The organism is Algoriphagus alkaliphilus, from assembly GCF_900103735.1.
In the GTDB taxonomy this organism is placed as follows: domain Bacteria; phylum Bacteroidota; class Bacteroidia; order Cytophagales; family Cyclobacteriaceae; genus Algoriphagus; species Algoriphagus alkaliphilus.
In genome coordinates, this window is sequence record NZ_FMXE01000010.1 from 12,914 (window position 1) to 26,399 (window position 13,486).

10 protein-coding genes and 1 pseudogene are annotated in these 13,486 nt (G+C 42.9%); 3 read left to right on the forward strand and 8 right to left on the reverse strand.

The genetic code is table 11. The features are described from left to right. Positions 1–43: 43 nt before the first annotated feature. Together BLQ81_RS08460 and BLQ81_RS08465 are read right to left on the reverse strand one after the other, a co-directional pair. Positions 44–901 (reverse strand): MBL fold metallo-hydrolase, encoded by an 858-nt coding sequence (locus tag BLQ81_RS08460; protein ID WP_175454193.1) that lies wholly within the window; start codon positions 899–901, stop codon positions 44–46. 120 nt (positions 902–1,021) lie between these two features. Further along, positions 1,022–1,903, reverse strand: a complete 882-nt coding sequence (locus tag BLQ81_RS08465) for an SDR family oxidoreductase (RefSeq protein WP_092729527.1) — start codon at positions 1,901–1,903, stop codon at positions 1,022–1,024. 112 nt (positions 1,904–2,015) lie between these two features. Between BLQ81_RS08465 and BLQ81_RS08470 the strand changes: the two genes are divergently transcribed. Beyond that, positions 2,016–2,351: a winged helix-turn-helix transcriptional regulator gene (locus BLQ81_RS08470; RefSeq protein WP_092729528.1), complete on the forward strand. Its 336-nt coding sequence runs from the start codon at positions 2,016–2,018 to the stop codon at positions 2,349–2,351. 149 nt (positions 2,352–2,500) lie between these two features. On the opposite strand, the gene BLQ81_RS08475 is transcribed toward BLQ81_RS08470, so the two are convergent. The 6 genes and pseudogenes from BLQ81_RS08475 to BLQ81_RS08505 form a co-directional block, all read right to left on the reverse strand. Continuing rightward, positions 2,501–3,220 carry a tellurite resistance TerB family protein gene (locus BLQ81_RS08475; RefSeq protein ID WP_092729529.1) on the reverse strand — a complete coding sequence of 240 codons (720 nt, stop codon included), beginning with the start codon at positions 3,218–3,220 and terminating at the stop codon, positions 2,501–2,503. A gap of 1,553 nt (positions 3,221–4,773) precedes the next feature. Beyond that, positions 4,774–5,283, reverse strand: a complete 510-nt coding sequence (locus BLQ81_RS08485; RefSeq protein WP_092729531.1) for a helix-hairpin-helix domain-containing protein — start codon at positions 5,281–5,283, stop codon at positions 4,774–4,776. A 377-nt stretch (positions 5,284–5,660) separates the two neighbouring features. Next, the gene (locus tag BLQ81_RS08490) at positions 5,661–6,029 is read right to left on the reverse strand and encodes a helix-turn-helix domain-containing protein (RefSeq protein WP_092729532.1); all 369 of its coding nucleotides are present in this window, start codon (positions 6,027–6,029) and stop codon (positions 5,661–5,663) included. Position 6,030: 1 nt separating this feature from the next. Continuing rightward, a pseudogene (locus tag BLQ81_RS22665) lies at positions 6,031–6,255 on the reverse strand (type II toxin-antitoxin system HigB family toxin); the annotation flags it as partial. A 304-nt stretch (positions 6,256–6,559) separates the two neighbouring features. After that, entirely contained in the window at positions 6,560–10,234 is a 3,675-nt protein-coding gene (purL, locus tag BLQ81_RS08500) for a phosphoribosylformylglycinamidine synthase (RefSeq protein WP_092729533.1), read from the reverse strand. A gap of 232 nt (positions 10,235–10,466) precedes the next feature. After that, on the reverse strand, positions 10,467–11,279 hold the full coding sequence (locus BLQ81_RS08505) for an alpha/beta fold hydrolase (RefSeq protein WP_092729534.1): 813 nt from the start codon (positions 11,277–11,279) through the stop codon (positions 10,467–10,469). Positions 11,280–11,502: 223 nt separating this feature from the next. On the opposite strand from BLQ81_RS08505, the gene BLQ81_RS08510 reads away from it, so the two are divergent. Continuing rightward, positions 11,503–12,111 (forward strand): TetR/AcrR family transcriptional regulator, encoded by a 609-nt coding sequence (locus BLQ81_RS08510; protein ID WP_092729535.1) that lies wholly within the window; start codon positions 11,503–11,505, stop codon positions 12,109–12,111. A gap of 14 nt (positions 12,112–12,125) precedes the next feature. Further along, positions 12,126–13,484, forward strand: a complete 1,359-nt coding sequence (locus BLQ81_RS08515; RefSeq protein ID WP_092729536.1) for a TolC family protein — start codon at positions 12,126–12,128, stop codon at positions 13,482–13,484. Positions 13,485–13,486: the final 2 nt, after the last annotated feature.

Genomic DNA, 13,486 nt, shown 5'->3' on the forward strand with positions numbered 1-13,486 from the left:
GGTCAGAAAGACCTACTTCACTTTTGTTTAACCAGTTAGGAGCTTATTTAGCCCAAGTATTGGGTTCCAAATAATAATCGAGGTAGATATCAACCAATTGTTCGCCTCCATACTCAGGATATTTTTTGAGGATAGCTGCCTTAAACTCTTCCTTATCTTTTGACTTCAAGATGGTTTCATTCACGAAAGCTAAGTAATTAAGATTCTCATTTAGAAGCTCAATTCCACCTTCTTTTCCGTGTCCCGATAGGATTGTTTGATAGGTTTTATCCTTTATGATTTGATGTAAAGCAGTCTCCCAACCTTTGGTGTCGCCTTCTATGAATAAATGAATCTTGTTGTAAACAATATCTTGGGCGATATACACGCCAAGTTCAGGCAGTTTGATGAGAAGCGAAACAGCCGATTCATTATTTACAGACTTTTCAAAGATAAACTTTACGTTTCCTATGGTTTCCTCTCCCGGTTGTTGTACAACCGAAGGTTTGTTCAATTTAGAAGCAATCATAGGTCCAAACTGTGCCTGTCTTTGCTCAAGAACACCTTGTCCAGCCTGCTCAATGGCCGCTTTTGTTTCAGCCAAAGCATACACTGGTACATTCGGAAAAGCATCTCCAAATCCTATGTAGTGGTCTGGATGGTCGTGGCTTACGTAAAACCTCGTTACTGGTTTGCCTAATGAGTCAGTAAATTCTTTCAATTCAAGTGCATAAGGCGCAAAGAATTGTCCATCGACTATGATGAGCTCATTTTTCAGTTCGATTACATGGCTTGTGTTTGCAAACATGGCCGAGGGGCTCATGTAAGTGTGAACTTTCACCTTCTTGTTTTGAGTGACAGTCCACGAGGTTCCAGTAGGAAGATTTTGTGCTTTTAGAGTTGAGAAAGCACTCAGAATCAAAAGGAAAGTAACTGATTTTAAAGACTTCATCTGTTTATATTTTGTTTTTCAGTGGTCAGATGGAATGCCCTGGATAATCATCCCCCTGTATGATCCGGTAAATACGGGATCATGGACATTTCATCTGTTTGATTGGGAATAAACCTGATTAAGGAATGTCTTTACAGTTGTTGGTTTGCGACCCAAAAGCTGCGCTAAGTCCGAACCGACTGTATCCAATTCCCCATTTGCCTGCGCTACCGCAAAGCTCGAAAACAAGCCAATGTACTCGGCCGGTACGCCGTATCCCGATAAGGTCAGTGTATACTCTTCTGCTGTAGGGGAGTGATAGGCGATGGATTTACCGGTAATCTCAGAGAGCTGATCGGCTACTTCCTGATAAGAAAATGCTTCTTGATGGGTAAAGTGATAAGTTTTACCGGCGTGATCGGACCCTGTCAAGGTATTCGCTGTAGCCTCTGCCATTTCTGATCTCAATACCGCCCCGACTTTGCCATGGCCTGCGGGCAGGTAAATGACACCTGTTTCTATTACATTTTCACCCAGAAAAGTGGGTACAAAGTCCATGTAGAGCGTATTCTTGAGAATGGTATAGTCTATGCCGCTTTCTTTAAGCCAAGTTTCGGTCTGCAGGTGGGATTGGGCTACCAGCCAAAGTGGGGAAGAGGCCGTTTCGTTTTTTCCCAGAAAACTGGTGTACACTATATGCTGTACTCCGGCTTCCTTGGCAGCAGTGACCACGTGCTGATGCTGTGTACGGCGCGCCATGATGTCGCTTCCGGATACGAAGAGCAGTTTTTCTACTCCTTTGAAAGCATTTATCAGAGAAGAATAACTGTCGTAATCGCCTATCCGCAATGCAACTCCTTTGTTTTTTAGATCCGCCGCCTTTTCCTCGTCCCGGACCAATGCCCCGATATTACTTTGAGAAATCCCTTTTTCCAGAAGAAAATCAATCGTTGACTTTCCAAAATGCCCTGTGGCTCCTGTTACTAAAATCATGTGTTTTGTTTTTTTTAAGTGGATTATTTACATTTGTTACACAAAGTAACAATTGATAGTTTTGAAAAGTAACAAGTAACCTTTTGGTAACTGGAAATAAAGTGGTAACAAAATGGTAACTGGAGCAGCAAAAAAGCGAGAAGTAAAATGTCCGGTCACCGGAATGATTCAACTGATCGGAGGGAAGTGGAAGCCCATCATTTTGTATTGCCTCAGGTCGGACAAGAGGCGCTTTGGCGAAATCTCCGCCCGAATCCCAGCTATTTCCAGGAAGGTGTTGGCCGAACAGTTGAAAGAGTTGGAGGAAGATGGCTTGCTCACCCGAACGCAGTACAATGAAATTCCTCCCCGCGTGGAATATGAATTGACAGCCCTGGGAAAAAGCCTGAACCCAGTCCTGAACGAAATGGAAAAATGGGGGATGGAAAACCTGATGAACAAATCCTGAATTCGAAAGGAGGATAAGGCAAAAAAATGACCCTTTGGTGGGTCATTTTTGGTTTTAGCTAGTGCGTCGTTGGGCAAACTATACCCAGCGCCCCAGAGGGGGCAGCCTATAGGAATGCACAATAGAAGCACTGAACTTTTCTTACTATATCATCCGCGATTCAGCGGCTGGCGAACTTGAGCTTCAAGCTCACCTTTAAGATCCGGATCAATTTTTAGCTGACGTGCCAGCTCCTCCAGGTATGATCGCTCCATGAAATTTTCTTCATCCACCATCAAAACACTTGCGATATACATCTCTGCAGCCATTTCAGGTGTTTTTCCAGCACTAGCTACATCAGCAGGATCAAGCGGTTTATTAAGTTCAGACTCAAACCAGCGCCGTAATTCCAAATCGTTTGAATACCTGTTTAATTCCTGGTCCAAGAGTTGACGTTCCTTTGCATCGAAATGACCATCAGCTTTCGATGCAGCAATAAGGGCTTTAAGAATTGCCATGCTGTGCTGCTCAACCTGCGGTGCAGGCAAAAGATTAATGGTTCTTGGCTCGCTATGCGTAGTTTGTAATTTTTGAGTCTGCCAGTTGCTGTAAGCTTTGTAAGCAATTACACCAAGCGCACCCAGGCCGCCAACCTTTGCGACTTTTGCGCCAACCTTACGGGCTTTTTTATTGCCAACCATTAAACCAATTGCGCCACCTGTAAGAGCTCCTCCACCAAAACCGGAAAGCATGCCTCCCAAACCACTGCCCGAAAGGAGGTCTCCGAGTCCGCCCAAAGGCGAATTTACATTTTTAGATTGTTCACTTCCGTTCTGCCCTATTCCTTGGACTGATTTAAGTAATTGATCGAGGATGCTGGTAGTATTCATAAGTTAGATCTCCACTTTAGGTTTTTAAATTTCGTTTTGGATTTACCGTTTAAATTGCTGTAATATCTCATAAGTATACTTATATGTCTTTATACGCAATGACACCAGTACAAAGTTGAACACAGAATAAAATTTATGAAATTGATTTTTCTTTGAAAATTCAAATCTACTCCTCAAGCTCCTCCGTAGGAGCGGAAGCCCAAGAAAAGCATCAACGGGCCTGCGGACTGGTATAATTAAAAAGTTTCTTCAAACACCCTTACTGCCGGGATATTCTCCCGGCAGTATTTTTGTGTCTTTGCTTCGATTCAACTTTTTATTGATCTATTTCAAGATTTAATATAAACATTACAATAAAAAGTAGTAACGTTTCATCTCTCGGTAGTAACGTTCAATGAAAAAGTAGAAATGCTTCTACTAAAAGTAGAAACGTCCCATGAAAAAGTAGCAACGTTTCATGTGTTTATAATTTGGTTTTTAATTGCCACATGGAATACCCCCAGATAATCATGCTCCTGTGTGTCGCTCTTTCGACATGGGTATTTCATCTGTTTATAATTGTTTTTTAACGGTCAGATGGAATGTCCTTAATAATCATACCCCTCCCGAAACCAGTTCGGGATCAGTTGTGTGTGAAGAGTTCCTCATGGGCATTTCATCTTGGAATAGAAAAGGTTAGTGAAAAAGATGAAATGCTCCATAAAAAAGTAGAAACGTCTGATCTCAAGGTATCAAGGTTCAATAAAAAAGTAGAAACGTTTCGTGCCTGAGTAGAAATGTTAAGTGGAAAAGATGAAAATTTTTTAATTCAGGTTGCAAGGTAGATTTCCAAAAAAAATGGAATTTTCAAGGAATTACAAATTCCCTAGGATATAAAAGCGGAGTTGCAAACTCCGCTTAGCTATACATACTACTCCCAGACGGGGCAATTGAATGAGTGTCAGTCCGAGCGGAGTCGAGGACCTTTCGGACTTCCCAACTCGTGTTGGTCAGGTTCTGCCAGTGGCAGAGTATATTTAGTTTCGAAAATATCGATATTTCAAAAATTTATTCTGTTTTTATGTCTTCCTATTTCCTTTTAACAAATAAAAAAGGCCATCGGATTTTGGTTGGCCTGTTCCATTTCTTTGTTCTTTTGGCTTGAATTAGGGCCTAGCGTATAGAAACAGTCCAGTGGACTGTTTTAGCTAGGAGCCAGGAGTAGCAGAGGAAAAGTTCAAGATTTGCGCCACCCTGCAAGCTGACCCCTCGCTAAATCTCTCCACTGGAGAGATTCTTAACACTCGGTCCTCACCGCACTAGGCCGAACGCTGGCTCGCTCCTGCCTGCTGTAGGCAGGGGCAAATCCTCCCACCGCGCCCTTCCGATCAATGTTTTGTCTAAGCAGCCAAAATTCAATCGTAAATCAAGAATTTCTTGGGCCTTCGACTCCAGTCACCCTAAGCGGAGTCGAAGGGTTAACCTGACATCGGAAGGCATAAAGTGATAGCCTCGTTTTCTTCCCGGTAGCTCGTGTACTGCCCCCATTCCAGGACCCCGCTTAACCCAAAATTCTACGCTCCGGAATGGCTGCCTTTCTTGTCCTTTCCTCCATATCCCAGAATTTCAAACCATGCTTTTTGAGGTCTGCTCTCAGGATATCCATTTTCAGCGCGAAACTTTTTTCGTTCTGGGGTAAAGTCCCACCACGTTTTTTTCTGGTCGTTTGTGTTGGCATAATGTACGACTAATCGGAATTGGTCTTCCACACAAGGGTCTGTCCAATACCCTTTTTTCAGTTCGTATTCGTCTGTCAGTTTTGCGCCGTCTTTGTCTTTTAGTTCGTCTAGCGAAAAGTATCCTAAAAACACCAGGTTCTCGGCAAATTTTATCCCAACGGAGGGGACAGTTTGAAATTCTGCCAAAGCATGGATTTCTTTAGCTCGCTCGGGTGAAGCCTGAAGCAAAACTTCCAATTCGTCCACAGCAAAGTCAAGAATGTTGGCCATCTTGATTTTATGGGCTCTCAACCTGGCCTTTTCAGCGTCAGTGAGCGGAAGTTTGAGATTTTTTTTACTGATCATCAGGAACAAAAGTTAGCAAATAGTTGGTAGGATCTCCGCTCGATAATTCTGAGGAACCGAAAATGTTATTTCTAGTCCTTTGACCAAGTTTGTTTGTCTTGGGTTAGGCGTAATCTTGGGCTTGGTGTAGTAAGCAAAACGCCTTCCTTTCAAATCGAATTGCGAATTCGATTTCATGCCGTGATAGAAGGTGGAATCATTCCCGATTACAAATCGGTTAGGATATTTGGGGATTGCTCCAAGGGATTTTTGGGGATTTAAGATTTAGAATTTATGATTTGAAATTCTCAAGCTTTCGGTTTGCAGTAAATTTCGAATGTCGAATGTCGAATGTCGAATGTCGAATGTCGAAAATCGAACGCCGAACACACCGAACATCAAACCACCAAATCATAATCCTTAATGAGAGTCTCGGCCGAGAGGTTGAGTTTATTGGTCAGTTTGCGTACCATCTCAATGGTGAGTTTTCTTTTACGGTTCAGAATTTCAGACACTCGATTGGTTCCGCCCATAGCTTCAGCCAAGTCAATTTGCTTGAGCGAAAGTTCCTCCATCCTGATTTTTATAGCTTCAATTGGGTCAGGGGGACCAATTTGGAAATGCTTGTTTTCATAGTCTTCAATCAACAAAGCCAAGATATCTGCTTCATCACTTTCCGGACTTTCAATCGGTGCATCGAAAATTTCATTCAATCGTTTTAAGGCGAATTGGTAATCAGTGTCAGTTTTAATCGGTTTTATATCCATCTCAAATTGTGTTAGCATCTATTGAATCGTATTCTCGGTGTGTTCCAATGAACCGGATAAAGAGCCATTCCTTTTCATAGTTAATTCGGGCTATTAATCGGAAGGAATTGCCTTTAATGTTGAAAACAACTCGACCTTCTTTTAGAATACTAGCGTTAGCAAAAGTTGCTTTCACATCAGCAGGACTTTTCCAAGTAGACTTATGAACTGTTTCATACCAGACCTTTAAGTGCTGTTCGGTTTCTGGATATCGTTCCCAATACGCTCTTAATGTTCCCTTGGAAAAAAATCCGCTCCATTTCTAAAGAATTTAAATGAAGTAATTATTCCCAATTTGGGAATAAAAATTAAGAGAACAAAAAAAATCCCTCAGATTGCTCCAAGGGATTTTTGTTGATTTGAGATTAGGGATTCGAGATTTGAAATTCTCAAGTTTTCGGTTTGCAAGTTCTTCAATCTAAAATCTCAAACTTCAAATTTCGAATCAAAAGAATATCGAACACCGAATGCTGAACGTCGAATATTGAAGATTAGGAATGCTCCTCCACCCATTTCCTCGCATTCACAAAAGCCTCCATCCAAGGCGTGAAGTCGTCGTTTCTGTCGCTAGGGTAGTGGCCCCAGTTCCAAGGCTTGAGGCTTCGCTCGATATGGGGCATGATAGCCAGGTGACGTCCGTCTTCCGAAGCAATACCGGCTGTGGCAAAGTCCGAACCGTTTGGATTTCCCGGATAGGAGGCGTAGCTGTATTTCATCGCAAAGTTGTATCCGTTTTCACCTTTTGGAAGGGAGAATTTGCCTTCTCCATGGGCTACCCAAACTCCTAATCGCTGACCACCCAAAGAGCCCAGCATTACGGAGTTATTTTCCGGTACAGTCACATTCACAAAGCAGGACTCAAATTTATGAGAGGAATTGTGGAGCATTTTAGGTTGCTGATCGTGATCAGGGGTGACCAAACCAAGTTCCACCATCAGTTGGCAGCCGTTGCACACGCCCAATGAAAGCGTATCAGGTCTCGCATAGAAATTATCCAAGGCCTGCTTGGCTTTTGGATTATAGAGGAAGGCACCGGCCCAACCTTTGGCCGAACCCAGAACATCCGAATTGGAGAAACCACCAACAAAGACGATCATCTGTACATCTTCCAAGTTTTCACGGCCAGCGATCAGGTCAGTCATGTGAATGTCTTTCACCTCAAATCCTGCCAACCAAAGTGAATAGGCCATTTCCCGGTCACCGTTCACGCCTTTTTCACGGATAATGGCTGCTTTAGCTTTTCCCTTTGTAGTTCGGAATGGATCCAATCCTGCTGCTGCAAAGCTGCCTTTCCAGCCTTCTGCAAATTGATAGGAAAGGGCTTGGTTTTTATAGTTTTCAAATCGCTCTTTGGCCAGTTTCTCTCCGCATTGCCTTCTGTCCAATAAATAGGATGAGCTAAACCAAAGGTGACGCATTTCGGTCACGTTCAGACTTTGATTTTCAAGCGTCACCGTTCCGTTTAGGGTAACTTCAGCCAATTCCACAAAGTCGATTTCAGCCGCTGTGAGGTAATCTTCAACAGCATGATCAGCTGCGACCTGGATCAGGATTCCCGGATTCTCTGCGAAAAGGGCCTTGATCAAGTCCGTTTCCTTCAGGCGGGATTCTTTAACAATCAACCCAAGGTTCATAGAAGGGAAGCACATTTCGAGCAAAGCAGTGATGATTCCGCCTGATGAAATATCGTGACCAGCCAGCACCAATCCCTTTTCGATCAGATTTTGAACCGCTCCAAAAGCAGCTGCGAAATAGGCAGAATCGGTGACAGTAGGGGTTTCAGTCCCGATTTTATTCAGGATTTGGTAAAAAGAAGAACCTGCGAGTTTGGCTGAATCTTTGGAAAAATCAATGTAAAGTACCTTGCTTCCCACCTTGGGTAAAAGCGCTGCCTTTACCGTTTTTTTGATATCGGAGCATTCACCGACGGTGGAAATTATCACTGTACCCGGAGAATAGACCACTTTTCCGTCAGGATATTTCTGGGTCATAGAAAGGGAATCTTTTCCTGTAGGTATGTTCACTCCCAATTCTATTGCGAATTCAGAAACTGCTTGTACAGCTCTGTATAGCCGATCATTTTCACCTTTGTTTTTTGCAGGCCACATCCAGTTGGCAGAAAGTGAAACTCCCGCCAATCCATCCGCAATCGGAGCAAAAACTAAATTGGTCAAGGCCTCGGCGATGGCTAATCGGCTGCCTGCCTCAGGATCTGCCAATGCCGCTACAGGTGCATGACCAATCGAAGTAGCGATTCCTTTATTTCCGGTATAGTCTAAGGCCATGACAGCCACGTCATTTAACGGAACTTGGATTTCACCAACCGTCTGTTGTGTAGCAACACGACCTGTGACTGAGCGATCGACTTTATTGGTCAACCAGTCTTTGCAGGCCACAGCTTCCAGCTGAAGGACTTCCGATATATAGGATTTGAGGTGCTCGGGATTGTATTCGCCTTCGGCAAAAGAAGCATTCCCAGATTTGTCCTCTAAAATGGTTTTTGGGGAAGAGCCAAACATGTAGGCCAAGTTCCAGTCTACCGGTTTTTCACCTGTTGTGCTGTTTTCAAACTTGAAATGCATGTCTCCGGTCGTCTCGCCCACCACATAGAATGGCGCGCGTTCCCGCTCGGAAACCTGCTTCAAGGTGTCCACATCCTTCTTGCCCACGACCAATCCCATTCGTTCCTGGGATTCGTTGCCTATAATTTCTTTGGAGGAGAGGGTAGGGTCTCCTACAGGTAATTTATCAATGTGTATTGTGCCACCGGTGCTTTCGACCAATTCAGAAAGGCAATTCAAGTGTCCTCCAGCTCCGTGATCGTGAATGGATATGATGGGGTTGTTTTCGCTCTCAGCCATGGCGCGAATCACGTTGGAAACGCGCTTTTGCATTTCAGGATTAGAGCGCTGGATGGCGTTAAGTTCGATGGCGTTTGAAAGCTCGCCGGTATTCAATGAAGAAACCGCTGATCCACCCATGCCAATGCGATAATTGTCTCCGCCCATGATGACGATTTGGTCACCTTTTGCGGGTTCACTTTTCTTGGTGTACTTGGCATTGGTGAAGCCGACACCACCTGCGAGCATGATTACCTTGTCAAAACCGTGGTGCTTTCCATCCTCCTCGTGCTCAAATGTCAAGACTGATCCAGCGATGAGCGGCTGACCGAATTTGTTACCAAAATCAGATGCTCCATTTGAAGCTTTGATCAGGATATCCATCGGAGTTTGATAGAGCCAAGGACGCTCAGCCAGGTTTTTCTCCCAGCTTCTTCCTTTTTCCGATCGGGAATAGGAAGTCATGTAGACTGCCGTTCCGGCCAAAGGAATCGAGGCAGTTCCGCCTGCCAAGCGGTCCCTGATTTCTCCACCGGCTCCGGTTGCTGCGCCATTGAAAGGCTCTACTGTTGTGGGGAAATTATGCGTTTCGGCTTTCAGGGAAATGACCGTATCAATCTCTCTGGTTTCAAAAAAGTCTGCCTGATGCTGGGTTTTCGGAGCGAATTGCTGTGCTTTTGGCCCCGTGACGAATGCCACGTTATCTTTGTAGGCCGACGCGATTCGATTGGGGTGTTTTTTAGAAGTTTCCTTGATAAGTTGAAAAAGCGTCATCGGTTTTTCTTCTCTATCGATGACAAAAGTTCCATTGAAGATCTTGTGTCGGCAATGCTCGGAATTGACTTGGGAAAAGCCAAAAACTTCTGAATCTGTCAATGGACGAGCCAACTGCAATGCTACATTATCGAGGTAATCGACTTCTTCCTGACTCAGCGCAAGACCTTCTGATTTATTGTATGCGGCGATGTCGGTGATGGCTTTGATCGGCTCAGGTTGAAGATGGATGTCAAAAATCTCCTGATCCAAATCGTCATATATTTTCTGAAGCATTGGGTCAATCTGAGCCTCCTCGGATAAAGGAGTGAATTCCTCAATCCGAACAATTCCCCGGATTCCCATATTCCCCGTGATCTCCACTGCATTGGTAGACCAAGGAGTGATCATTTCTTTTCGTGGGCCGGCGTATTTTCCACTTACTTTTTCTCCCTGTATAGGTTTTGCTTCTGCAAAAAGCCAGGTGAGTTTTTCGGTGTCTTCGGTACTTAATGGGTGAGGAACTTGAACTCCGTAAATGAGTTTCTGAGGTGATTCAAAGAAGAAAATCATGTCCTTTGGCTGGTAAGTTGCAAATGTAAGGAATCGAGCGATAGATTGAAAAGTATGAAGGATTGAAAGATCGGGAAAAGTGTAGGATGCTCAAAAATACCTCAACTTCTTGTCGGCGGTAAAGGAGCGATAAACAAATTGACCAATGTCCGATCAATTAGCCAATCGGGACTTGGTTTTATTGGCCTAAGATACTTTCAGGTTTTTTCTTCACCACCTGAAAAATTACACTTCAAATCTTATCCTGTTGATTTTCAAATCTTAAATAGTCCACTGCAGCTTCAATCAATTGCCCGTGACCGACAGGCAGTGTGACTTTTTTCAGCTGTGGGATTTTTCCGCTGAATCGGTCGAGGTTTTTATGGGTGACCATTTTATCATATTCTCCGATGAACAAAGTGATTGGTGTCCGGTAGGTTCTTGCCTGCCGGATGATATTTCCAAGTTGGAGCTGAATTGACCCAAAAACTTTCCAGACAAAATAGGCTTGTGCTCGCTTGGATCTAGTTTCCATTTGAGTCCTTACAAATTTCACCAAGCTTTTTTCGACCAATCCTGAGGAATTCAGCCCATCGACTAACCCGAAGAAACGATTGGGTTTGAACACTACGCCTTTGAATGCGGCATGAAAGAAATTGGGATAATTGCTCATGCTATACCAAAGACCCGTTTTGATTCCGTCAGGGGCAAGTAAGGTCATACTCTTAAGTTCTTTCACAAAAAGTTCATAGGTGAGCAATGAGAATTTTCCCCCCATACTGTAACCGATCAAATGAAACGCTTTGAAATCTTCCTGTTTTTGGAGTGATGTGATTAATTCTGACCAGGTGACCCGGTCGAGTTTTTTGGAAGATTCAACCCATTGACTTCGTCCATGATAAAACATATCAACAAACAAAAAACATTGATTTGGCTTTCTAATTCTCTCAAAGGAGAGCATGTCCCGATGACATTGACCAAATCCATGGAAAATCAAAAACACTTCATTACCATCTCCGACTTTTTGATAAGCCAATTTTCCTTTTGGATGAATTAAATAATTCATGGAGTTAGAAATTTATATTTTGAGAATATGCAGAATAGAAAATTTAATTCAGAAATTAAATAAAGATTGGAATAATATTCCGTGTAGGATTTAAAAACTTTCTTTTGTCCGATTTTGAACGGTTGAAATTTCATTTTTCAAAATAATATTTCAAATAAAACTATGGAAACTATTGAACAATAAAAAGTTTCCATAGTTTTGCATTGAAATTCAGGAAAAAGAATTGGAGACGAGAAAGCGGATTTTAGAAATCGCCACTGAGCAGTTTGCCCGGTATGGAGTGCGTGCAGTGACTATGGAGGATATAGCCCGTCAAGCAGGCGTATCAAAAAAAACAATTTACCAGGAGTTTTCTGACAAAAAGGATTTGGTCAAGGAAGCTTTTGAGAAAATTTTGGATGAAGACAGGTGCAAACTTGCATTCATTCTGGAGACTGAGGACGGAGTGATTGAGCACTTAGTCAAGACTTCAAAAATGATGCGGGAAAGATTGCAAAACATGAACCCCATGGTGATCCTGGAGATTCAAAAATATTTTCCGGAAGCATGGAAAATGTTTGAAGCCTTCAAAGTCGAAGTGATCATGAAAGATCTGGTCAAAGTTATTGAGAAAGGAAAGGAACTTGGGTATTTCAGAGCTGAAATCGATTCTGAAATTCTGGCCAAAACTCGAGTCAATCAGATCACCTCATCTTTTGATCCATCCAACTTTATCAACCCAAATCACAATTTAGCGGACGAGCAGATGGTTTTGTTGGATCATTTTCTTCATGGGATTTTTACAGAAAAAGGTCGCCTGGCCTTCACTACACAGCAAGCAATAGAAGATTGAAAACTACCCCACCTATGAAAAATTACCTTTTTACAGCTTTGGTATTTTTACTGACCTTTTCAGGTATGCAAGCTCAAGAAGTCGCCCAACTGACTTTGAATGAATCAATTTTGTATGCCATTGAAAACAACGTAACTACCAAAAATGCACGATTGGAGACCTTGATTTCCAAAGCAACAGTAAAGGAAAAGACCGCCCTGGGTTTACCTCAGATCAATGGTTCCTTTAATGTGGACTACAATCCCCAAATACCGGTGGTATTTCTTCCTAATCAACCTCCTTTTGGTGATCCTTCCAATCCCAGTGATGTAATCCCCGCCAGATTTGGAGTGAGTTATTCATCAGGATTGGGAGTAAATATGACTCAAATGATTTTCGACGGGTCTTTTTTTGTGGGCTTGCGTGCCGCAAAAACCTTGACGCAACTGACGGATTTTGATTTGGTAAAAGCCGAAAATGACGTGATTGAAAACGTGAAAAAGGCCTATTTCGGCGTTTTGGTCAATCAGGAAAGAATCCGCCTTGCAGCATCTAACCTTGCCAGAATCGATTCCTTACTCAAGGAAACCAAAGCCCTGAATGAGGCCGGATTTGCTGAAAAGATCGAAGTGTCCCGTATTCAGGTACAGCGTAACAATACCTTCAGTCAAATGGAACGCAGTCGGACTGCGTGGGAAATCAGCAAGGAAATCCTAAAAATACAAATGGGAATGCCACTAACAGTGGATATACTGATAGCGGAGACTCTTCAGGATTTAAATCCCGAAGAGGAACTTAATCAGTTATTGGCACTTGAAAGTGAAGGACGAGTTGAACTAGACCAATTGAAAACTCAGATCGAGCTGGTGCAGTTGGACTTGAAGTTTAACACCTCCCAGTATATGCCCACAATTGATTTTATCGGAAATGCAAGAAGAACTGGTGCCGGCAATCAAATGAACACGGTGTTTGACAAAAAAAATTGGTTTGGAAGCTCCCTTCTTGGAGTAAGTATGAACATTCCGATTTTCGACGGACTAAGCAAAAGCGCTCGGATACAGAAGAACAAATACACCATCAATCAGCTCGAAAACCAGCGGTTTTTCCTAAATGATAATTTCAAAAACGAAATATTCACGGCCAAGTCTAATCTCAAGAATGATCTTAATCTCCTCGATATCCAGCGTGAAAATCTCGATCTGGCTCAGGAAGTATTCGAAATCGCCAGGATTAAATATCAGGAAGGTGTCGGGTCTAATTTGGAAGTAGTCAATGCAGACAGTGCCTTGATTGAGGCAGAGATTAACTATTTGGCGGCAATGTATGATGGACTGATTTCGAAAGTAAATCTTGAAAAAGCCCTTGGTCTGTTGAAAGCCAATTTGAATAACTAAAC